Genomic DNA, 22,374 nt, shown 5'->3' with positions numbered 1-22,374 from the left:
ACTTCCAATTTGCATGTTCCTGACTTTTTAAACCAGTATTTTAGAACGGTTTTTAAACGAAAATGTAAATATTTGTTATTTAAACGGTAAAGAAGTCACTCAGAACTTGTACAGTGCACTTAAATTGGGCATATTAGCTACCTTAGTTCGTCACATTGTCATTGCTTTTTATGAAAATAATAATAATAAAAAAACAAAATGCATTTGAGATAGGTGAAACATCGATTTGAGACGATTATTTCAGTCTACTGGGCTAATCGCATTAATCATGCTTTTGTCCTTATCCTATTCTAAATCCTACGCCAATGTAGCAGATATTCAGCTTCGTAATTTCTCGGTGCAACAAGGCCTGTCTCAAAGAACCGTTTTAGATATTATTGAAGATAAAGATGGATACATTTGGTTCGCCACAGTCGATGGCTTGAACCGTTTTGACGGCACAGATTTCAAACAATATACCCCTAAATTACCAGACGAAAAACAGTTTCCCATTGAAGTGATTCGAAAATTATTTATCGATTCCAACAATAACCTATGGTTTTCAAGTATGGGGGCAATTGCCAGGTACCTACCGGAAAAAGATGATTTCCAAGTGTATGGCCGAAAGAACTCTAATTTAAAATCCAATATATTTTGGGCTATTGGTGAAACCAAACAAGGTAAATTACTTTTTTCAGGTGAAACATCACTTTACGAATATAACCCAGAATTAGATGACTTTACTGTCGTTGAATTTAGTAACGGTGCTAAATTAAATGACTCAGTAAGAACTATTTACGCTGAAGACGATATTATTTGGTTAGGTACTGAAAAAAGCGGCATTTATGCTATCGACCCAAAAACTAACTATTTATACAATTTACAAGAGAAAAACCCCTGGAATATTCAGTTAAATGCGAAAACCCTGTTTGATATAGTAAAAATTGATAACCAGTATTGGTTAGGTACTTCGGTTGGCGCTATTGTTTTATCAGAAGATTACCAGATAGAGTTACAACTGGATGCCTTGCGAAATGATCAACTGAAAATTATTAACAACACTGTTCGTACCATAGTACAAAGCGATGATGGCAACGTTTGGTTAGGTACCACAGATGGTATCAGTATTTATGATAGTAGAGAGCAGTCAGTATTTTCCATTGACCGAGATAATGGGAAATACATAGGGTTAATTAACACAATCATTATTAAAGCTTATAAAAGTAGTAATAATTCAATTTGGTTTGGTACACATGCGGCAGGTCTTTTCCAATATCATAAATTGTTTTCCGCGATTAAACATTTCAAAATAGTTAATGATAATTTGCCGGGCATTAGTAATAGTGTCTGGGGGTTTGCAGATAACGGTGATAAAACTATATGGATAGCTCCGTTAAGTGGAGGAGTCAGTCTATATAATATCCAAACAGGTGAATTTAGACGCTTTTTGCAAGAATCCACTACTCTCGTCTGGGATGTGGAGGTTGATGCAGAAAAACGCTTGTGGCTGGCCACTGATACCGGTATTCATGTTTATGAATTCAAAGATGACAATTTAAATCATGTAAAAACGTTATTTTCAGGAACACCGATAACCGAATTAGAGCCGATGCAAGAGCAGTTCTGGGTAAAAGACATTAAGGAGCATTCTTTTTTAGTCGATGCTAAAGACCTAGCCAAAACACCAACAGAAATATCTTATAAAGGCTTGAATAGTGGAGTGATAGCCCAACTGCTTTTAGATAGCCAAAACAATATATGGCTAAAAACTGATGCAGGCATTGTTGTTACCGATCAAAACTACGCAAACTCTACTCGTATCTTATTACAAAACAATTTAGACGAAGATCAACCCGTGGTTTATAACGTTCATGAAACGGCTGATGCGTTTTGGGCGTCCACAGGAAAACACGGAATTTTCAAACTTGATAAAAAAACATATGCCCCGATAGAACAGATCCACCCCCGTGGATATAACGTGAGAGGCATTGTCGTAAATTCCGTACTAGATACCCAAAATCAAACATCGGTATGGCAATGTAGTCAATCAGAAATTTGGCAAATTTCATTGGAAACAGGTGAGATATTACAGTTAATTCCTCGACAAACTTTGGATTACAATGATTTGAACCAAGGCGCCACCTTGATGACAGCAGAAGGTATGTTGTTTTTTGGTGGCACAGATGGCTTCCATGTTTTTAATCCCCAAAAACTCACAGATTTAACGCTGGGAAATAGCGGAACAGCATCCCCCTTACCAACTTTAAGTCCGCCCAAAATCACTGAATTATGGATTCACAATAAACCTGTAGCTATCGGTGTTGAAGGCTCGCCATTAACTAAACCCTTGAGTTTAACTAGTTCTATCTCTTTGTCTTACGAAAACATTCCATTTACTTTGTATTTCGATCATATTAATTCGTTGTATCAAAATGAGTTGAACTATCGTTATCGATTACTGGGTTGGCGAGATACCTGGATTGAAACCGGCAATAATGGAAGGTTTGCTTCCTTTTCCATTGAAACCTATGGAAACCATGTTTTTGAAGTCCAAGGACGTATTGGTGATGGGCCTTGGTCCAAGACCGCAAGACTTAACATAATGATTTCACCGCCGCTTTGGCTAGATACACCAGCCATGGCGTTGTATGGATTGTCCGCCATTCTTGTATTATTGCTGATGTTACGGCAATACAGGCGTAAACTGGCGGTACAAAATGCCATTAAAGAAAGTGAAGAACGTCTAAAGCTTACCCTTTGGAGCAGTGGAGATGAACTCTGGGATTGGGATGTTTACCGAGGGCAGGTATATCGTGCCAATACATGGGGAACGATGGATTTTCCGCAAGACGACATTCGTTCGAACAGTTCCTATCAAGCCAATATCCATCCCAATGATATGTTACGGGTTCAAGAAGCGCTAAAGACCCACATCGATAAAAAATCGGACTATTTCCAAGTTACCTATCGAGCTCGCACATTTAAAGGTGATTGGGTTTGGATTTTAGATAGAGGGATGATTGTCAAGCGGGATAATAATGATCAGCCGATTAGGATGACTGGTACCCTTAAGAATATCAGTCATTTAAAACAAGCCGAAGAACAGCTTAAACTTTACGAACGTTCAATTGAAACCATTTCTGACGGTGTGTTTATTGCCGATACAACCTTCCGCTTTATTTCAGTTAATCAGTCTTATTGTAATTACACCGGTGAAACCCGTGAGCAGGGTTTAGCTAGCTATCTTAAATTCAATCAATACCCGGAAGCTTTCACCGAGGAAGTGAAAAAAGCACTGCGTCAAAAAGGCAATTGGAATGGCGAAGTTGAATCTAGACGCGCCAATGGCGAACGCTATGAAATGGAATTGAATGTCGATGCGATCCATGGAGAAGATGGCAAAACAACTCATTATGTGGGTGTATTTTCGGATATCACTTCTCGTAAAAGCACCGAAAAAGAATTGTTGAAATTGGCCAATACTGATCCACTAACAGAAATGCCCAATCGATCTTTTTTCCAAGCTAGCCATCACAACCTAGTGCGTAAAGATGTGCCCCATGCGTTAGTGTGTTTAGACATGGACAACTTCAAAAAAATCAATGACTCTTTAGGCCACCAAACTGGTGATATTTTGATCAAGCAAATTGGTAAAAGGCTGCAAAAAATTACCGGCACCAATGCAACATGTTACCGCTTAGGCGGCGATGAATTTAGTATTCTAGTCGACCGCGAAGAAGATATGCAGCGCATTAACCATTATGCCCAGCGTATTTTAGATCAGATGGCCCACCCGTTTTTGATTAACAAACAAGAATTTGTTTTAGGGGCAAGTGTTGGTATCGCTTTCTATCCTGAAGATGGTACTTCAACTCAAGAGCTGTTAAAAAATTCTGATACTGCGATGTATTTTGCCAAAAATGCTGGCGGCAACAAATACCAATTCTTTAGCGGTGAAATGAACCAAAATGCAGTTCGCCAATTACAAATCGAAAACCTTATCCGCTATGGTTTGAAAGATGACTTGTTCACTGTTTTCTATCAACCTAAAGTTGATATCGCCACCGGCAGACTTGTAAGCATGGAAGCCTTAGTACGTTTTGAACACCCCGACAAAGGTATTGTCAGCCCAGCACAATTTATTCCCTTAGCAGAAGAAACGGGTCAAATCATTGACATTGGCGAGCAAGTACTTCGCAAAGCCTGTGAAGATACTAAACGTTGGGTTTCACAAGGGTTATTCACTGGGCGTGTAGCAGTGAATATCTCGGCTCGGCAATTTGAATTGCCGGATCTTGATGATCGTATTTCCCGTATACTACAAAAAGTAGGCTTATCACCGCTCCATTTAGAGTGTGAGATAACGGAAGGCACGCTAATGCAAAATCCAGAGCAAGCCTTGCAAATGATGCAAAGATTGCGTGAGAAGGGCATACACCTCGCGTTAGACGACTTTGGCACCGGCTATTCATCTTTAGCCTATTTGAAGAAGTTCCCGCTCAATACGCTGAAAATAGATAAAGCTTTTATTGATGACATCGCTATTAGTAGCGTAGACAAACATATGACCGCAGCAATAATTAATATTGCCCACAATCTAGGGTTAAAAGTAGTTGCTGAGGGCGTAGAACAAGAGAAACAGCTCGAAATTCTGAGCCTTTATGATTGTGAAATGTTGCAGGGCTACTTATATAGTAAACCCTTAAATGCCAAAAAGTTTGAAAAACTGTTGGCCGAAAATGTCCACATTAGCCAATTAATCGGCACGAATTAACCTACACTCCGGTTAATTCGTTATCTTCTAGGTATCACCAACCCGCTCGCTTGCTGACTAACAGTCAAAATTCCAACGCCAGAATATCGACTTTTGATATTAGTTGTGGAATTGACGTCCAATGATGAACTCTTAATTTTTAAAAAATCCTGCAAAAACAACAAAAATCCCAAACCATTGAATTATAGGGTTAATTTATCTGAATGTGAGGATTTCAACGCTCTAATCGGTAAAATATTTCAGCAAAAGTTAAAGTTGGCATATTCCTCGCAGATATATAAATGATTGACAAAAAATTGTCAGTTATAAAATTAAAATAATACAGAAGTATCAAAGAGGAACCGAAAGATGTTAAAAGCTTATGCTGTAGCACTAATGCTAACTACGACACCTACAAGCGCAAACTTAGATGGTGCCAATATAACCGAACAGCAAAAAACTGTATCGACTAGTTCAGACAAAGTCCTTAAGCCTGGTGGCGGTATTGGATTCGACACTAACAAGGTTCTTAAGCCTGGTGGCGGTATCGGATTCGATAATAATAAGGTTCTTAAGCCTGGTGGCGGTATTGGTTTTTAAGTGCTAATGCATTGGATTTTAGAATATGACAAGGACAGTATTTGAAAAAAGAGAGGTTATCCTCTCTTTTTTTTATGCCCTACACTCTTAGCAGAGAATTATTAAAACCACGAGATTGACGCAAAGCGACTCGTTGAGAAATTGAAAACATTGGTAAGATCATGGGACCAAACATAAGCCCTGCTAACGCCCACTTTTTCGCTGGTAACGCACTTTTGAAAGCTTCAACATAGTAATATACGCTAAACACTAAACAACTTATTATCGCTAAAATCATTTTCGCCCGCCTATGCATAGTTTCAATCGCGCAAATTATACTCAAGCAAACTTACAAAACTAGTAGTTTTAGAGGTTTCAACTAAAAAAGCCGAGCAAAGCCCGACTTTTAACAATTTAATTACAAAAACAAACCCTTTAAGTAGACAATTCATTTACCAGTAATTTACATTCCATCAATAGATTCAGCAGCTCAATAGAAGGTTTCATCATTATCCGCCATCTCAACCAGTTTGGTTGCTGGAAGATATCTATCACCGAATTTACTGCTGTAATATTGTAAACGCTCGACAACAAATTTTGCGCCAAGCTTATCCATGTAATGGAAAGGACCACCAAGAAATGGCGGAAAACCAATACCAAAAATAGCGCCAATGTCACCATCTCGTGGATTACGAATCACACCTTCATGCAAACACATTGCCGCTTCATTTAGCATTAACATTACGCAACGTTCAGATATTTCAACTCCGCTCATGCGTTGTTCTGGTTTTATGCCCAAAAGCTCATAAACACTTTCATCAACTTCTTTTCCTGAATTCTTTCCGGAATAAGCGTAAAAACCACGTTTGTTCTTTTTGCCTTTACGATCATCAGCAAGCACCTTATCGAATGCATCTGCTGACTTAAATCGGTCACCAAATTGAGCCATTAAAATAGGTATTATTTTCGTGCCTACATCTATACCAACTTCATCTAACAACTTAACAGGCCCCACTGGGAAACCGAATTTAACTAAGGATTTATCAATATGCTCAATTGGCTCACCGGATAAGAGTATATTTGCCGCTTCATTCATATAAGGAGCTAGAATACGGTTGACGTAAAAGCCAGCTCCATCTTTAACCACAATAGGTGTTTTACCCTGTTTACGAGCCAGCTCCACCGTAGTTGAAATGGTTTTATCTGAGGTTTTATCATGGGCAATAACTTCAGCAAGCGGCATCTTGTCTACCGGTGAAAAGTAATGCAATCCAATAACTTGTTCTGGTCGAGCAGCCTTTTCAGCTATTTGAGCAATGGGAATTGACGATGTGTTAGAGGCAAATATCGTATTTTCATTACAATTCGCCTCTACATCACAGACCATGGACTGTTTTAACGCTAAGTCTTCAAAAACGGCCTCAATCACCACATCGGTATCTTTAAATCCTGCGTAATCAACACTCCCAGTCAATAAAGACATTTGCTGCTGCATTTCAGACTTTCGCATAAACCGGCGTTTAACCTTTTTATTTAAAAGATCAAAGGAGTATTTCATCGCATTAGCGACTCCCTCAGACCGGATATCTTTAATTCTGGCGGGTAACCCTGCTTTAGTAGCGGTAACAAACGCGATACCACCGCCCATCAATCCACCACCTAAGATACCCACTTTTTTCAACTGTCCAGGCTCAACACCGCTAACACCTGTTTCTTTTTTCATTTCCGTAGTTGCGAAAAAGATATTACGCAGTTGTTCAGATTCAGGGGTCATAACCAGATAAGCAAAGTTCTTAGCTTCTACCGCCATCCCTTCCTGTATGCCTTTATCAAAGCCTGTTTCAATACAATCAATAATTAATTCAGGAGCGGGATAATTGCCCTTAGTTTTACTTATGGTTTGTTTTCTTGCTTGTTTGAAAAGAGTATTGCGTCCAATTGACGTTTTTTCTAAGAATTGGCTCGCTAAATTCATTTTAACGGGTGTGCGTTGCGGTTTTGACTTCAACGCCATTTCTGTGGCCACCTCGAGCAGAATCGAACGTGGAACCATATCATCAACAATACCGTATTTTAGTCCTTGCTTAGCTCGTACTGCAGCACCAGTGAGCATCATTTTCATCGCTTGCTGGATACCAATTAATCGCGGCAAACGTTGCGTGCCGCCGCTTCCTGGAAGCAACCCAAGTTGCACCTCAGGCAAGCCCATTTGGGTTATTTTATCGTCAGTACATACTCTTGAATGACAAGCTAAGGCCAACTCAAGACCGCCACCTAGTGCCGGACCATGAATTGCAGCGACAAAATGCACTCGCATGTCTTCTATACGCTGAAAGATTTGTTGTCCGCCTGTGGCAATCGTCTCGACATCCTGAGCAGTCTCACAAGAGGCTAACATACTAATATCAGCACCCGCTATAAAGGAGTTTTCTTTGCCACTGACAACCACCACCCCCTTAATTTTACTATTGCTTTCGATTTCATCTAGCATTACTGAAATTTGATCTGCAAATTCCATTTTTAGCGTGTTCATCGACTCGCCAGGCACATCAATAGTTAATATAGCAACGCCATTGTCTTGTAGATCTAGAGTAAAGGCGCTATTTTGCTGAGATACTTTAGTCTCTTCAGATACTTGGCCCGCTTGAGTTAGTTCAGTTTCTTTATTCGCATTATCCACGTAATTCCCCTTACTCTGTTTCAACAATCATTGCAGCACCAAGGCCACCTGCAGCACACGCAGTCACTAAACCTGCACCACCGCCTTTGCGGTTAAGATCATTTAGCATTTGAGTGATCATCCGCGTACCGGTTGCTGCAAATGGGTGTCCGTAAGCAATTGAACTTCCCATTTGATTGAACTTGTCCATATCTATTTCACCAGTGGCTTTACTTCGCCCTAGCTTTTCTTGTGCAAATTTGTCGCTTGCAAACATTTTGATATTTGCCAGTGTTTGCGCAGCGAACGCTTCATGCATTTCTATTAATGTTAGGTCGTTTAAGGTCATCCCTGCTCTGTCCAATGCAATTGGTGACGCATAAGATGGTCCCATCAACATATCTTCCCAAACGTCTATGGCAGCAAACGCATAACTACGAATGTACCCTAACGGTTTATAGCCTAATTCTTTTGCGCGGCTTTCCGTCATCATCACGATTGCAGATGCGCCATCGGTTAATGGTGTTGCATTGGCAGCGGTTACTGTACCGTGTTTTTTATCAAAAACAGGGCGAAGCTTGGCATAGCCTTCTAACGTTGAATCGAAGCGCACATTGTTATCTTTTTCCAATGCCCCTTTGTATGGTTCGGCGTAAGCTGTCATGACTTCATCGTCTAAAAAGCCTTCATTCCAGCTCTTAGCTGCCAAGGAATGAGAACGATGAGCTAAGGCATCTTGTTCCTGTCGTGAAATGTTATGGGTTTTAGCCATTTGCTCGGCTGTCTGTCCCATTGATAAACCAGTGGAATATTCAGCTACTGCGGGCGGAACAGGCAATAAATCTTTGAATCCAAGCTTTTTAAACACATTCCACTTCTGACCAAGTGTTTTGGTTTTTTGCAGATCGGTAAGCGCTCTAGCAAGAGGTTTTGAAACCCCAATAGGCGACACTGAAGTTGAGTCAGCTCCGCCAGCAATACCAACGGCGATGTTTCCTGCCATCATAGATTCAGCAATATTGACTGTGGCTTGAAAACTAGTCGCACAAGCTCTGGAAACGGAATACGCATCAGTATGCACGTTCATGCCAGTGCCAAGTACAATTTCTCTAGCAATGTTTGGCGCTTCAGGCATTTGCACAACTTGGCCATAAACAAGTTGCTCCACTAAATTGGGATCCAAATTATTGCGTGTAATCATCTCGTTGACGACTAATTTCCCCAAATCAACAGCGGGTACGCCATGAAAATAGGTCGCCATTTTCGCAAAAGGAGTCCGTAGACCCGCCACTATAGCGATCCTATCGCCACTGCGAGTAGTAACTGTTTGTTTTGCTGACATTATTTGTCCTCGTATTTTTGCCGGCCAGAGTGGTCTGACCTGTAATGTATGAGCCAATTGTACAGAGTGTTAGATAAAATTCAAATTCTAGTTAACAAATTAGCTTTTCGCATAGATTCCCGATTAATTTGGCAATTTGTAACATTGTATTTCGAAAAGGGAACCTTATATAAAAGGATGTGTCACTATGTAGCACCAAATGCACATCGCATTTATCTGATGTACACCCTTTTTCATCGTAGTTAGGACAAATTAATGGCAGTTGAACAATTCAAGCGATTACAAGCGTATCTTGATTCGCAGGTGATCGGACAAAATAACCTAACCCACAACATTATGATCGCCTTGTTGGCAAATGGGCATTTGTTGGTTGAAGGCCCTCCAGGTTTGGCTAAAACACGAGCGGTAAATGCTTTAGCGCAGGGGATTGAAGGTGATTTTCACCGTGTTCAATTTACGCCCGACCTGCTTCCTGCCGATTTGACCGGGACTGATATTTATCGTCCTGAAACCGGAGAGTTCGTTTTTCAGAAAGGTCCTTTGTTCCATAACTTAGTACTTGCTGACGAAATCAACCGAGCACCGGCTAAGGTTCAATCAGCATTACTTGAAGCCATGGCAGAAAAACAAATCACCGTGGGTAATAAGACCTACCCTCTTTCAGATTTATTTTTGGTAATGGCAACTCAGAACCCGATTGAACAAGAAGGTACCTATCCATTACCTGAAGCTCAGCTAGACCGCTTTTTAATGCACTTAGAAATTGATTATCCTGGGGCCGAGACAGAGTTAGAGATTTTGCGTTTAACGCGGGATGAAGCCATTGGCAGTCACAAAATCAATTCTGATATTATGAATCAAGCGGATATTTTTGCGGCACGTAAAGAAGTATTGCAGATTCATTTAGCAGAATCTTTAGAAAAATATCTTGTAGAGCTCATCATTGCCACTCGGACACCGGAAAAATATGATCCACAACTGGCTAATTGGATTGAATTTGGGGCCAGTCCACGGGCAACCATTGCGTTAGATAAGTGCGCAAGAGCACATGCTTGGTTAATGGGGAGAGACTTTGTGGGTCCCGATAATATTCGTGCAGTATTCCACAATGTATTGCGCCACAGGTTATTACTAAGCTATGAAGCCGAGGCTGAAGGCGTCGATGCTAATCAGCTATTAGACCGTATTTTAACGCTTGTTCCAGTACCATAGACCTTATCCTATGCAAGATGTATCAAACTGGTTGACCCGGTTAAATGCTGATGGTGTTAGTTTAAACATCAAACAGCTTCTATATTACCAAAAAAAGACTAGCCTACTCAACTTGGCGCCCCGTAAAACCATCCAATCAAAATTGGCGGGAAGTTATTTGGCGAAAACCAAAGGCCGGGGAATGGAGTTTGATGAAGCGCGACATTATCAACCTGGTGACGATATACGAGCCATTGATTGGCGAGTCACCGCCCGTTCTGGAAAAACCCATACAAAGCTATATAGGGAAGAAAAAGAACGCCCCATTTTTATTTTGGCAGATCTATCGCCTAACATGCACTTTGGCACTCAATTACTCTATAAGTCGGTGCAAGTTGCTCATTTAGCGGCATTGATTGCATGGTCTGCGACAAATCGTGGCGATCGAATTGGTGGCCTGGTGTTTAATCAACACCAACACCGAGAATTCAAACCACTGACTAGGAAAAAGGCTGTTCTAGGATTACTACACGGATTAGTAGAGGTTCATCAACCTGATGATTTACAACCTGGAAACTTCCAATTTTCTGATGCTTGTGCACGCTTGAGAAGACTAGTTCACCCTGGTAGCTTAGTCTTTGTACTAAGTGATTTTCAAAATCTCAACGAAGCAGCGAAACAGCACCTGAGTCGTATATCAAGGCACAGTGAAGTAGTGGCTTATTCCATCACCGACCCCTTTGAACATGATTTGCCCAAAGTATCAAATTCACAAACGGTTGAAGTTACCGATGGCGTTGATCAGCAAACGTTAGTGTTAGGAGAAAAAACCGTTTCTCAACAATATCATCGATCTCATCAACGTCAATTTGAACAAATATCACGCACCTTGCAGCAATGCAAAACCCAGTTATTAAATGTTAGTGCTGCGGTTCCTATCGAACAACAGCTAGTTGAAAAGCGTGGAGAAATTGCATGAATCCGCTAGATCAGTTAGCCGACATTCAACTTCCCCAAGAGGTCAGTATCTGGCCTTTAGCCTGGGGATGGTGGGTATCAGCTATTTTGGTTTTGTTAATCTTAGTTAGCATTATTTATAGCGTTCGACACTACATACTTCATCGTCGAGCCAAAAAAGCAGCACTTTTGGCGCTATCAGCTATCGATTTAAACCAACAAAATGCGATTTCGCAAATCAATATTGTGCTAAAACGAGCGGCCTTAAGTTATTTTCCTCAAGAGCAAATAGCCTCGCTTCACGGGCAACAATGGAGCGCATTTTTAAGCAGTCAATTATCTGCAAAACAACAACAGAGTTTTCAACATGAAATTCAAGAATTTGTTGATTTACTGTATCGAGATGCGCCTAACAAAGATGTTAATAAAGCGGCCCTAACGGCTAAAACGTGGTTGCAATCGGCATTACCACCTAAACGAAAATCCAATCGCCCGGTGCTGATTGAGGAGGCTCCTAATGTTTGAGTTTGCTTGGTGGTGGGCATTGTTCGCATTACCGTTGCCGTTGCTTGCATTGTTACTGCCCAAAAAGGAAAGACAGCAAGGAGCTGCTTTACGCGTCCCAGCGTTAACGGCAAATTTGGCAACCAATAACAAAAAAACCGGCCCGAATCGAATCAATTTGATAATCGCCATTTTGGCCTGGATAGCATTAGTTATCGCAGCCGCTCGTCCACAATGGTTAGGCGAGCCTGTTAACATTCCATCTGAAGGACGGGATTTAATGCTAGCGGTAGATTTATCCGGCAGTATGAATCAAGAAGATATGGTGGTGAATGGCCGTCGAGTAAATCGCTTAATCATGATTAAAAGCGTACTCAGTGATTTTATCGAAAGACGGGTTGGTGACAGGTTAGGTTTAATATTATTTGCCGACACAGCTTATTTACAAGCTCCACTAACCTATGACAGAAAAACGGTTGAGCAACTGCTACTTGAAAGTCAGATTGGCTTAGTTGGCGAACAAACGGCAATTGGCGATGCAATTGGATTGTCTATAAAACGTTTTGCCAACCGAGAAGAATCAAACAAAGTGATCATTTTATTGACCGACGGACAAAACACTGCGGGCAATATTACTCCGGCACAAGCCAACGAACTGGCCATAAACAATGATGTAACCGTATACACGATAGGGGTTGGCGCAGATTCTATGATAACCCAAGGTTTTTTTGGGCAGCGTCGAACGAACCCATCGAGAGATTTGGATGAAAAAATGCTAACTGAACTTGCCGAGTCCACGGGCGGCCAATACTTCAGAGCCAAAGATACCCAGTCTTTACAGCAAATTTATTCTATTTTGGATGCTCTAGAGCCCATTGAACGAGAAAACCGCCAGATGCGCCCGTTGCAAGCGTTATATTTTTATCCGCTAGCATTGGCACTTATTTTCAGTTTTTTAATTGCCTTAAATAGTTCTCTAGGATGGATAAAACAACGATTTTTGGGGAGGCTACAATGATTAATTTAGACAGCTTCCATTTTTTACGACCTGAATGGTTTTTTGCATTAATCCCACTGCTGTTATTACTGATTTTATTGATGAACATACACAGACGTCAATCTGGTTGGCAGTCAGTTGTAGCAAGTCACCTTTATCAGCACCTTATATCTGAAAAAGGCAACAGCCAAAGGCGTCCACCATTAAGCTTAGTGGCTTTAGGCTGGATAATTGCCGTTACCGCGTTGGCTGGACCAAGCTGGGAAAGGCTCCCTCAGCCGGTTTTTCAACTCAATGCTGGCAAAGCAGTAGTGCTAGACATGTCCATGTCGATGCGCTCCACAGACTTAATGCCAGACAGATTGACCCGTGCAAAATACAAAGCTATTGATTTAATTAATGAAATTTCTGAAGGTGATGTTGGATTAGTCGCCTATGCGGGCGATGCTTTTACTATTAGTCCGTTAAGTTCAGATGCGCAGAACCTAACAGCTTTACTACCAAGCCTAACGCCAGAAATTATGCCGGTATCAGGCAGTGAACCCTATCTAGGTCTCAAAATGGCGGCCGAATTACTCAAAAATGCTGGTTTTTTAGAGGGCGATATATTTTGGATAACCGACGGTGTGGAAGTTTCACAATTAGCCGAATTGAATACTTATATTGAAAGCCTTCCCTATCGTATTTCCATTTTGGGAGTGGGCACAGCTGAAGGTGCTCCTATTCAATTGCTTGATGGTGACTTTTTGAAAGACAATAGAGGCGCCATAGTTATCCCTAAAATGGATGCACAAATATTGTCAGGTTTAGCCCGCAAAAGCGGTGGAAAGTTTTATGCGATTACAGCAAATGACAGTGATATTAAATATTTAACGGAGCAAAGCCTGATAAATCACGAAACAATTTCAAACAAAGATGACAATGAACAGTTTGGTGATGAATGGCAAGAAGCCGGTCCTTATCTGCTTTTGCTGTTGTTACCGCTCGCCGCTTTGGCTTTTCGAAGAGGTTATGTTGCGATATTTTTAGTTACCTTGGTAACCAGTTCATTGGCGCCCCAACCCGCCTTTGCAAATACCTGGCAAGACTGGTTTAAAAACAGAGATCAACGCGGTTTAGAGTCTCTGCAAAAGCAAGATTATGAGCAAGCAGCAAACGAGTTTGAAAGTCCTATGTGGCAAGGCGCAGCGCTTTACAAACAAGGTAATTATCAAGCCGCTTTGGATGCATTTTCAAAAGCTGAAGGCCCACAAGCACTATACAATCAAGGCAATGCACTGGCACAGTTGGGCGAATTAGATGAGGCCATACAAAGGTATGATGAAGCTCTTGCGCAACAACCTGATCATGCAGATGCGTTGAAAAACAAAGAGATACTCGAACAACTAAAAGAACAGCAAGAGCAAGAACAACAAAACCAACAGCAAGATCAACAAGGTGACGACTCTGAAGAGCAGCAATCTGAAGATCAACAGTCGCAGCAACAACAAGACTCGCAAGATCAACAGAACCAAGACCAGCAAAGTCAAGAGTCTCAGCAAGAGCAGCAAGAGCAACAAAATCAAGAACAGCAAGATCAGTCTCAAAATGAACAAGATGCTGAACAAAACCAACAAGATGATTCCGAACAACAAGACGAATCTGAACAACAAAACGAGTCAGAGCAACAGCAGGACCCGTCACAACAAGAGCAACAGACTGAACAAGAACAGCAAGCTGCACAGCAGGTGCAAGAAGCAGAAGAATCAATGACGGATGAGGAGCGTGAAGAAATGCAAAGAATGCAAAATTTGCTCAATCGCGTCCCCGATGATCCGTCCTATTTACTCAAGCGCAAAATGCTGCTGGAAAATCAACAACGACGTCGTCAACGTACGCCAAGCCAGTCGAAGAGGAATTGGTAATATGTTAGTTAAATTGTTAACCCGCAAAACCTTATTGTTAACTTTATTGTTTTTCAGCTTACTGAGTATTACCAATGTGTATGCACAAGTTGAAAGTGTGACGGCAAGTGTCGATAAAAATCCAGCCATGGCAGATGAATCTATCGTGCTGTCTGTCGTCGCTTTTGGTAACCCAAATAATGATGCCTTTGACCCTAGCGTGTTAGAAGATGACTTCGTTGTGGGTCGAACGTCAGTGAGCACGCAAACGAGAGTAATCAATTTTGATACGACTCGCTCTACCACCTGGACGACAATTTTAATTCCACGCCAGCAAGGAACGTTTACAATCCCACCCTTCGATGTGGGAGGCAAAAAAACTCAACCGATAACGGTTAGAATACTACCTGTTTCAGCTGCCAGTAACAGTAAAGCACGAGAAGCTTTTATTACCGCAGAAGTCGATGTAGGCCAACCCTTTGTACAACAAATGGTGAAATATAAAGTCAAAATTCACCTTGCTACCAGTTTACAACGAGGCAGTTTGTCTGAGCCTTCTTTGGAAAACGCAGACATCAGCCTAATTGGTAAAGACAAAGATTATTCAGAAATTGTCGATGGTCAACGTTACCGGATAATTGAACGCAATTACGCAATTATTCCTCAGGCAAGTGGTCAAGTTAAAATAAAGGGACCGCTGTTTGAAGCTGAGGTTATTGATCGAACTCAAAATAGCTTTAGTTACTTTAATCAGACGCGCCCTATCAATCGAGTTGCGCCCGACGTGGTTCTGGATGTTCAGCCTATTCCAGTTGATTTTAATGAGCATTGGTTACCCAGTGAATTTGTACAGTTGAATGAAGAATGGCAGCCTGACTTGTCACAAATAAAGGTGGGCGAACCTATTACACGAACGCTGACCTTATCGGCACTGGGTGTATCCGAACAACAATTACCGGAAATGACAGGAATATACCCACCTGATTTTAAAATCTATCCCGATCAAGCGACTACAGCGTCCGTTACTCGTGAAGACAACATTATTGCGCAACGTGTTGAAAATATAGCTATTATTCCAAATCGAGCGGGACAATTTGTTTTGCCTCCGGTGAAAGTAGCGTGGTTTAATACGTTAACTAAGCAAACTGAATATGCAGAATTACCCGCTCGAAGTATTGAAGTGGCTGCAGCCGCATCTTCTAATCAAACTGGTTTACCCCCTACTTCCCCAAATCCGCTATTAGAAACACAGGCACCTGCTAGTGTAGATACCCAGACTCCAGGCCCATTAACACCAACGGTGCAGACAGTCACAGTAACATCATTGTGGAGTATTAGTAGCTGGGTTTTATTAGCTATATGGTTGCTTACATTACTGATTTGGTGGTTTTCAAGTCGTTCGAAAAACGCTCCGCCCTTGGCCAAACAGGAATTGAATACTAATAACCTAGAGTCTGAAAACTGGAAATTGCTAAAAGCGGCGTTAAAGAGTCATAAAATCGGCGAAATTTATCCTGCATTACTTAAATGGCAAACAAGCTTAGCAGTATATGGTGGCGCCAAATTATTAGATGAAAATGATATTTCAGACTCAGAATTACAAGATGAACTGAAATCAATGTTTGCCAGCCAATACGCGCAAGGTGACAAAAATTGGAAAAGTGATACCCTATTAAATGTATTAGCACGTTTACGTCAAGATATAATAAAAAATAAAAATAAGTCGCCTTCGTTGCAACCTTTATATGCATCCCAACGGGTTGCGCACTAACGTCAGGAAAATTACACCATGAAGACATTGAAATCATTTGTTCCGCTAAGCCTTATCTCACTTGCGCTAATGGCGTGCTCCGAACCGGCTCAAAACACAAATTCGGATACACAAGCTCAACTGCAAGAACAACAAAGCCAGCAAGTTAAGCTTAGTGAATCAGAAAGATTAGCTGCCTTTTTCGCTGACATGTTTGAAGAAGATTTGAAACGCTCCCCTATGTCCCAAAGTTATCTTGGTTATAAGTGGGATTACGATAAATGGGATGATATTTCAGATAACGCCACAGACCAAGACATTACGATTTTACAACAACGTCTAAAAGCTTTAAACGAGTTCGATTCAGCGCAATTAAATCAGCAAGAAAAAATGAGCCTAGAAATTGCCAAAGTTGATATTCAACGTCGATTGGCAAATGACAAGTTTAGACATCACACTTACATCATGGACCAATTCCGCGCTTTTCATACAGTTGTGCCAAGCTTTTTAGTGAATATCCATAGAGTAAATGACGTTGAAGATGCGCAAGCGTATATATCACGATTGGAAAAAGTCGATGACCTTTTTGGGCAAGTGATAGAGCAATTAAAAATCAGACAAGAACTAGGCGTTTTCCCACCTAAATGGTCATACGACCAAATGATCCAAGCGTCGCATAACGTCATCAGTGGTAACCCTTTTATCGAGTCAGCTGAAGATTCCACCATTTGGAAGGATTTCCAAGACAAACTGAATGCCTTAGATATTTCTAATGCCGAAAAGACTGGCATGATGAAACAAGCAAGAGATGCACTTCAAGAGTCTGTTTTACCTGCCTACCAAGCACTCATTGCAGAGCTAGAAATACAGCGTGAACTATCCCCTGAAGGTGATGGTGTTTGGCGCTTACCTGATGGAGACAAATGGTATGACAACCGATTAGCCTGGTTTACAACCACCGATTTGAGCGCCCAGGAAGTTCACGAGATAGGTCTTAAACAAGTAGAACGTATTCACGACTTGATGCTTGAAATTATGGAGAAAGTCAATTTTGAAGGTTCTCTTCAGGACTTCTTTGTCTTTATGCGCACTAGTGATCAGTTTTATTATGCGAATGATGATACTGGCCGTGATCAGTACTTAGCTGATGCAACCGCACTCATCAACGAAATGAAAAGCAAGATCCCTGAATATTTTGGATTAATGCCACAAGCAGAAATGATTGTTAAGCGTGTCGAACCATTCAGAGAACAATCTGCCGGCAAAGCCTTTTATCAAAGCCCGTCAAAAGACGGTTCACGACCAGGCAGTTACTACGCGAATCTTTACAACATGAAAGATATGCCAACCTATCAAATGGAAGCACTAGCTTATCATGAAGGGATCCCTGGACATCACATGCAACGAGCGATTGCGCAGGAATTAGAAGGCATACCAGAATTTCAAAAATATGTATCTTTTACGGCTTACACCGAAGGCTGGGGTTTATACTCTGAAGAACTCGCCAAAGATATGGGATTTTATCAAGACCCTTACTCTGATTTTGGACGTTTAGCAATGGAGCTTTGGAGAGCATGTCGTTTGGTGGTAGATACAGGGATTCATTCGCAAAAATGGAGCCGTGAACAAGCCATTCAATACCTCGTTGAGAATACGCCGAACCCCGAGGGAGATTCAGTCAAAGCGATTGAACGCTACATTGCAATGCCTGGCCAAGCCACGGCGTATATGATTGGTAAATTAAAAATCATGGAACTACGCGCCTATGCAGAGCAGACCCTTGGCGAAAAATTCGATATTCGTGGATTTCATGATGAAGTGTTAAAAGACGGTCCCGTGCCGCTTAATATATTAGAAGATAAGATTAAAGTGTGGGTTCAAAGCCAACAATAAATGAAGCTAAATTAGCTGTGACATTAAAAATCCGGGTAATACCGGATTTTTAATGCCCTAAACCCTGTCAATAGTTAGCTCCATAGGCTAAATTTATTGTCATAAACTTAAAAATAAATTCTTATACTAATCATAAACTTAATAAAAAAGGCTTAAGAACCTATGTTTTTTCGAAAGCAATCTGCCAATGACTCGGTCTCTGATGATGTGGTAGCAAAACAAAAACGGTATGAGGCGTTAGTACATAGCCTACATGCCGACATATTTAGGTACGCCTACTGGTTAGTAAAAGATAAAGCAGTGGCTGAGGATATTGTTCAAGAGACCTTTTTACGTGCTTGGAAATCATTAGATTCGTTAAAAGATGAAAAAGCTGCGAAGTCTTGGCTAATCACCATTCTTCGTCGCGAAAACGCTCGGCGATTTGAACGTAAACAGTTTGATTTAGTCGATATGGACGATGTGTCTTTAGAAGGTGATAATTTGTCAAACGAATTAGAAATTGAGTATCAAGAGCTCAGATTGCTAATGGCAGGTTTAAACGAAGAGTATCGAGAACCCCTTATACTTCAAGTTATGTACGGATATAGCGGAGACGAAATTGCTCAGCAATTGGATCTCAATAAGAATACGGTAATGACCAGGTTATTTAGAGCGCGCAGTCAGTTAAAAGAAGCTTTAGAGAAATCAAATAACAGCAGAGGTTATAAAAATGGATGATTTAACATTCCGTCGTACCATTTACGCAGACCCAAACTGTGCTGAAGACGACGTAATACAAGCAGCTAAAGAAGATGCTAAAAAACAAGAGTTTTGGGACGAAATTAAGCAATTAGATGAATCTATTGCTAAGGCAGCCAGTATTTCTGTTCCTGAAAACCTTGCTGAAAAATTAATTTTAAGACAATCAACAGAAGTAGTTAGAACACAGCGAACTAAAAGTCGCATACATTTAGCCGTTGCAGCATCAGTGGCCTTTGTTATTGGTATTAGTTTTAGCCTATTTCAACAACCACCAGGTATCGATTTAGGCGAACATGCGTTAGCCCACGTTACTCAAGAAGGTAATGGTTATGCACTGCAAGTTGATGGTGATTTTTCCTTAGATAACGTCAATGTTCAGTTAGCGAACCTTGGTGCGGAGTTCACCCAAAAAGTAGGACGCATTTATTTTGCTAATTTTTGTGTATTCGATAACGTTCGCAGTTTCCATATGGTGTTGGAATCTGAAGAGGGTGAAAAGATAACCGTCTTTGTAGTTCCTCAATCAAATGATATGCACAGCGATGAAAACTTTTCAGGTAACCACTTAAAAGGGCAAATGTTTAGTAGCCATCAAGCCAACGTAATCGTTGTTGGTGAGCATGGAAAGTCTGTTGGAAAAATGAAAGAAAAACTGCAAAAAACATTACGCTTTAGTGCTTAAATATTATAGCTAGAAAGGTTAATTCTTTCTCATCAACTGATGATAGTGGCTTGAAACTATCCCACTATCATCAGCGCTAAGTTAACAACTCTCTGATCTGATTTAAAACTGCTTTAACATCTCTTCGTTGTAATCATTTGCATCCAAGGTTAAGTTGTATTGCGAGGCAATAGCGTCAAGTTCAGCTTGATGAATGGCTAATTCATCCATCGTAATCGTATTATCGTCTAACTGCCAAAGTTGCCTTGAGCCAGCGTAGCTATACTGTAAGGTAATCAAAGCGTCGATGTTCCCCTTTTGTCCTGCAGCCTTAATTTGGGTCATCTTACGATTAATTTTATTCAGCGCTTTTTTAAGTTCCCATACATAAACCACCTCAGTCATAAATTCGTTCGACCGGTACTTATTTAATAACCATCCAATGGTTATGGCAGTTATTAACACTCCTAGAAAATTCCAATGAAAATGGCTACCGCTTGGATCTGGAAATAACCAGATCAACAGTTGCGAGATGGCTAAACTGCCTAACGCAAAAATGATGACACAAGACAAAATAATACGATTTAGGCGCTTGCGATAACGTGCTTTGTTAATGTCTATGAGATGCATAATTATCTGAGTACAACTTTTTAAGATATTTGATGTATTCAATTGTAACTAAGTTACTACCTTAACTAAAAAGTATTTTATACTGTGAGCCAATAAACTACTTTTCAATATATTGCTAAGGGAAAACCACGTGAAGAATATCGCATTCATCTTATTTGCAAGCTGCCTTCTTGTGTTTAACGCCCATGCAGCGGAAAATACCCTTGATATATCCACTCCTGAGTTAAAGAACTATCAAGTTAACAACGAAAAAATGGTGAGTTCAGGTTTACCCACTAAACCACACCTTGAGATGTTGCAGAAGATTGGTTTAAACCAGGTTGTGGATTTGATTCCAGGGGATCGGACTGAACACCAACAATTAATCAGCAGCTTAGCATTGGGGTATCATAATATTGCTGTTGAATGGGAAAACCCCACCCTAGCAAATTTCCAAGAGTACGTTTCAATTATGCAGAATCTCAATGAGCACGATGGGGTTACGCTCACTCATTGCCGTTTGAACTGGCGAGGTTCTGTTTTCACATATCTATATCAAGTCACGCAATTACAAGTACCAGAAGAAACTGCGAAACAAGAAATGTTAGCGATATGGCAGCCAAATGAAATTTGGTTAAGCTTTATTGACCATGTATTAGCTCACTACCAAAGATAGGGCTAGGTTAAAAGGAAAAATGAATGGACGGCAGTAAACGCGAAAATATTAAAATTGGTTCAAAGGTAGCAATTGTTTTGAAGCAAGATCAGCGCAGCGGTAATCTTACAGAAGGTGTCGTTTCGACGATCCTGACTAAATCTAGCAACCATCCCCACGGTATAAAAGTGCGACTTGATGATGGTCAAGTCGGCAGAGTGAAACAGATTTTGTCTTAAAAGAATCGCTAATATGTTTTTTTTGCTTGTACATAAACAACATAATTCACCCACCAGCTATTTAAAAACACCAGTGAGTGCTGTATAAACGCGCCATGAAAATTCCAAAACGTTTACAACCTTTAGTCGAAGACGGACTAATCGACGAAGTACTTTACCAACTTATGAGCGGTAAAGAAGCCACTGTGTTTGTGGTGAAAAGCCAAGGAGAGATCCGCTGCGCCAAAGTCTACAAAGAGGCAATGAAACGCAGTTTTAAAAAAGCAGCACAGTATCAAGAAGGTCGAAAAGTTAAAAATAGTCGGCGCGCAAGAGCCATGGAAAAAGGTTCTAAATTTGGCCGCAAACAACAAGAAGACGCATGGCAAAATGCCGAAGTAGACGCGCTTTTTACCCTTTCTAAAACGGGGGTTAGAGTGCCGCAGCCTTTTGGTTGTTATGATGGGGTGTTGCTGATGGAGCTTGTCACTGTTGAAAATGGTGATGTTGCCCCACGTTTGAATGATGTGTCCATGTCAAAAGAACAAGCCTTAGAAGATCATGCCCAAGTCATGTTCTACGTAATGTTGATGTTGTGTTGTGGCTTAGTACATGGCGATTTATCGGAATTTAATGTATTAGTTGATGATTACGGCCCAGTAATTATTGATTTGCCGCAGGCAGTTAATGCAGCGGCGAATAATAACGCTTTTAGCATGTTACAGCGTGATGTGCGCAACATGACCGATTATTACGCGGAATTCGCGCCAGAATTACGCCACACTCATTATGCTGAGGAAATGTGGGCATTGTTTGAAGCCGGTGAATTAACCCCTGAATCTGTGCTAACTGGGCAGTTTGAGTTTGATGAAAGTGCCGCCGATGTCGACAACGTTTTAGAAGAAATAAAAGCCGCATTTGCCGAAGAAGAAGAAAGATTAGCGCGCATTCGTGCCGCTGACAGTGACGAATAACCCAGCATTGTCATTTTTGATGTTTT

General features: G+C 40.9%; 18 protein-coding genes. 14 read left to right on the top strand and 4 right to left on the bottom strand.

All coding sequences use genetic code 11. The features are described 5' to 3' along the window. Positions 1–226: 226 nt before the first annotated feature. Positions 227–4,753 (top strand): EAL domain-containing protein, encoded by a 4,527-nt coding sequence (locus Q4567_RS01640; protein WP_252729084.1) that lies wholly within the window; start codon positions 227–229, stop codon positions 4,751–4,753. 348 nt (positions 4,754–5,101) lie between these two features. Next, positions 5,102–5,332 (top strand): hypothetical protein, encoded by a 231-nt coding sequence (locus Q4567_RS01635; protein ID WP_303499101.1) that lies wholly within the window; start codon positions 5,102–5,104, stop codon positions 5,330–5,332. A 79-nt stretch (positions 5,333–5,411) separates the two neighbouring features. Here Q4567_RS01635 and Q4567_RS01630 read toward each other — a convergent pair whose 3' ends face one another. The 3 genes from Q4567_RS01630 to fadI all read right to left on the bottom strand — a co-directional run bounded on the left by Q4567_RS01630 (position 5,412) and on the right by fadI (position 9,312). After that, positions 5,412–5,609: a hypothetical protein gene (locus Q4567_RS01630; RefSeq protein ID WP_216048316.1), complete on the bottom strand. Its 198-nt coding sequence runs from the start codon at positions 5,607–5,609 to the stop codon at positions 5,412–5,414. Positions 5,610–5,801: 192 nt separating this feature from the next. Continuing rightward, a complete protein-coding gene (gene fadJ / locus Q4567_RS01625) occupies positions 5,802–7,991 on the bottom strand; it encodes a fatty acid oxidation complex subunit alpha FadJ (RefSeq protein WP_216048315.1) in 2,190 nt (729 codons plus the stop codon). Between the two features lie 10 nt (positions 7,992–8,001). After that, positions 8,002–9,312 carry an acetyl-CoA C-acyltransferase FadI gene (fadI, locus tag Q4567_RS01620; protein WP_216048314.1) on the bottom strand — a complete coding sequence of 437 codons (1,311 nt, stop codon included), beginning with the start codon at positions 9,310–9,312 and terminating at the stop codon, positions 8,002–8,004. 255 nt (positions 9,313–9,567) lie between these two features. Here fadI and Q4567_RS01615 point away from each other — a divergent pair, with 255 nt between their 5' ends. From Q4567_RS01615 to Q4567_RS01575, 9 genes are all read left to right on the top strand, one after another. Next, the gene (locus Q4567_RS01615) at positions 9,568–10,524 is read left to right on the top strand and encodes a MoxR family ATPase (protein WP_303499098.1); all 957 of its coding nucleotides are present in this window, start codon (positions 9,568–9,570) and stop codon (positions 10,522–10,524) included. A gap of 10 nt (positions 10,525–10,534) precedes the next feature. After that, positions 10,535–11,482, top strand: coding sequence for a DUF58 domain-containing protein (locus tag Q4567_RS01610; protein ID WP_216048312.1), 948 nt, complete (start codon positions 10,535–10,537; stop codon positions 11,480–11,482). Further along, entirely contained in the window at positions 11,479–11,985 is a 507-nt protein-coding gene (locus Q4567_RS01605) for a DUF4381 domain-containing protein (RefSeq protein WP_303499096.1), read from the top strand. The genes Q4567_RS01610 and Q4567_RS01605 overlap by 4 nt, the downstream gene beginning before the upstream one ends. Further along, entirely contained in the window at positions 11,978–12,982 is a 1,005-nt protein-coding gene (locus Q4567_RS01600; protein ID WP_216048310.1) for a VWA domain-containing protein, read from the top strand. Before Q4567_RS01605 ends, Q4567_RS01600 begins: the two co-directional genes overlap by 8 nt. Then, complete coding sequence (locus Q4567_RS01595; protein ID WP_303499094.1) at positions 12,979–14,865, top strand: VWA domain-containing protein; 1,887 nt, start codon at positions 12,979–12,981, stop codon at positions 14,863–14,865. The genes Q4567_RS01600 and Q4567_RS01595 overlap by 4 nt, the downstream gene beginning before the upstream one ends. A gap of 1 nt (position 14,866) precedes the next feature. Continuing rightward, positions 14,867–16,615, top strand: a complete 1,749-nt coding sequence (locus Q4567_RS01590; protein ID WP_216048308.1) for a BatD family protein — start codon at positions 14,867–14,869, stop codon at positions 16,613–16,615. Between the two features lie 18 nt (positions 16,616–16,633). Beyond that, positions 16,634–18,487 (top strand): DUF885 family protein, encoded by a 1,854-nt coding sequence (locus Q4567_RS01585; RefSeq protein WP_216048307.1) that lies wholly within the window; start codon positions 16,634–16,636, stop codon positions 18,485–18,487. A 162-nt stretch (positions 18,488–18,649) separates the two neighbouring features. After that, positions 18,650–19,207, top strand: a complete 558-nt coding sequence (locus Q4567_RS01580; RefSeq protein ID WP_216048306.1) for a sigma-70 family RNA polymerase sigma factor — start codon at positions 18,650–18,652, stop codon at positions 19,205–19,207. Continuing rightward, positions 19,200–19,913, top strand: a complete 714-nt coding sequence (locus Q4567_RS01575; RefSeq protein WP_216048305.1) for a DUF3379 family protein — start codon at positions 19,200–19,202, stop codon at positions 19,911–19,913. The genes Q4567_RS01580 and Q4567_RS01575 overlap by 8 nt, the downstream gene beginning before the upstream one ends. Positions 19,914–20,015: 102 nt before the next feature. Here Q4567_RS01575 and Q4567_RS01570 read toward each other — a convergent pair whose 3' ends face one another. Then, positions 20,016–20,522, bottom strand: coding sequence for a DUF3087 domain-containing protein (locus Q4567_RS01570; RefSeq protein WP_216048304.1), 507 nt, complete (start codon positions 20,520–20,522; stop codon positions 20,016–20,018). A 130-nt stretch (positions 20,523–20,652) separates the two neighbouring features. Here Q4567_RS01570 and Q4567_RS01565 point away from each other — a divergent pair, with 130 nt between their 5' ends. The 3 genes from Q4567_RS01565 (at position 20,653) to Q4567_RS01555 (ending at position 22,348) form a co-directional block, all read left to right on the top strand. Continuing rightward, the gene (locus Q4567_RS01565; RefSeq protein ID WP_216048303.1) at positions 20,653–21,177 is read left to right on the top strand and encodes a hypothetical protein; all 525 of its coding nucleotides are present in this window, start codon (positions 20,653–20,655) and stop codon (positions 21,175–21,177) included. 23 nt (positions 21,178–21,200) lie between these two features. After that, positions 21,201–21,395: a YwbE family protein gene (locus tag Q4567_RS01560; protein WP_216048302.1), complete on the top strand. Its 195-nt coding sequence runs from the start codon at positions 21,201–21,203 to the stop codon at positions 21,393–21,395. Positions 21,396–21,490: 95 nt separating this feature from the next. Further along, on the top strand, positions 21,491–22,348 hold the full coding sequence (locus tag Q4567_RS01555; protein WP_303499090.1) for a PA4780 family RIO1-like protein kinase: 858 nt from the start codon (positions 21,491–21,493) through the stop codon (positions 22,346–22,348). Positions 22,349–22,374: the final 26 nt, after the last annotated feature.

The organism is Aliiglaciecola sp. 2_MG-2023 (assembly GCF_030548145.1).
Classification (GTDB): domain Bacteria; phylum Pseudomonadota; class Gammaproteobacteria; order Enterobacterales; family Alteromonadaceae; genus Aliiglaciecola; species Aliiglaciecola lipolytica_A.
Note: the sequence above shows the minus strand (reverse complement) of the source record. Positions and strands in the feature narration are given on the sequence as shown.

Coding starts and splice junctions, on each gene's coding strand:
- Q4567_RS01630 (WP_216048316.1), bottom strand. CDS start 5,609: ATGATTTTAGCGATAATAAGTTGTTTAGTGTTTAGCGTATATTACTAT.
- Q4567_RS01595 (WP_303499094.1), top strand. CDS start 12,979: ATGATTAATTTAGACAGCTTCCATTTTTTACGACCTGAATGGTTTTTT.
- Q4567_RS01600 (WP_216048310.1), top strand. CDS start 11,978: ATGTTTGAGTTTGCTTGGTGGTGGGCATTGTTCGCATTACCGTTGCCG.
- Q4567_RS01560 (WP_216048302.1), top strand. CDS start 21,201: ATGGACGGCAGTAAACGCGAAAATATTAAAATTGGTTCAAAGGTAGCA.
- Q4567_RS01615 (WP_303499098.1), top strand. CDS start 9,568: ATGGCAGTTGAACAATTCAAGCGATTACAAGCGTATCTTGATTCGCAG.
- Q4567_RS01590 (WP_216048308.1), top strand. CDS start 14,867: ATGTTAGTTAAATTGTTAACCCGCAAAACCTTATTGTTAACTTTATTG.
- Q4567_RS01605 (WP_303499096.1), top strand. CDS start 11,479: ATGAATCCGCTAGATCAGTTAGCCGACATTCAACTTCCCCAAGAGGTC.
- Q4567_RS01585 (WP_216048307.1), top strand. CDS start 16,634: ATGAAGACATTGAAATCATTTGTTCCGCTAAGCCTTATCTCACTTGCG.
- Q4567_RS01575 (WP_216048305.1), top strand. CDS start 19,200: ATGGATGATTTAACATTCCGTCGTACCATTTACGCAGACCCAAACTGT.
- Q4567_RS01610 (WP_216048312.1), top strand. CDS start 10,535: ATGCAAGATGTATCAAACTGGTTGACCCGGTTAAATGCTGATGGTGTT.
- Q4567_RS01570 (WP_216048304.1), bottom strand. CDS start 20,522: ATGCATCTCATAGACATTAACAAAGCACGTTATCGCAAGCGCCTAAAT.
- Q4567_RS01580 (WP_216048306.1), top strand. CDS start 18,650: ATGTTTTTTCGAAAGCAATCTGCCAATGACTCGGTCTCTGATGATGTG.
- Q4567_RS01555 (WP_303499090.1), top strand. CDS start 21,491: ATGAAAATTCCAAAACGTTTACAACCTTTAGTCGAAGACGGACTAATC.
- fadI (WP_216048314.1), bottom strand. CDS start 9,312: ATGTCAGCAAAACAAACAGTTACTACTCGCAGTGGCGATAGGATCGCT.
- Q4567_RS01635 (WP_303499101.1), top strand. CDS start 5,102: ATGTTAAAAGCTTATGCTGTAGCACTAATGCTAACTACGACACCTACA.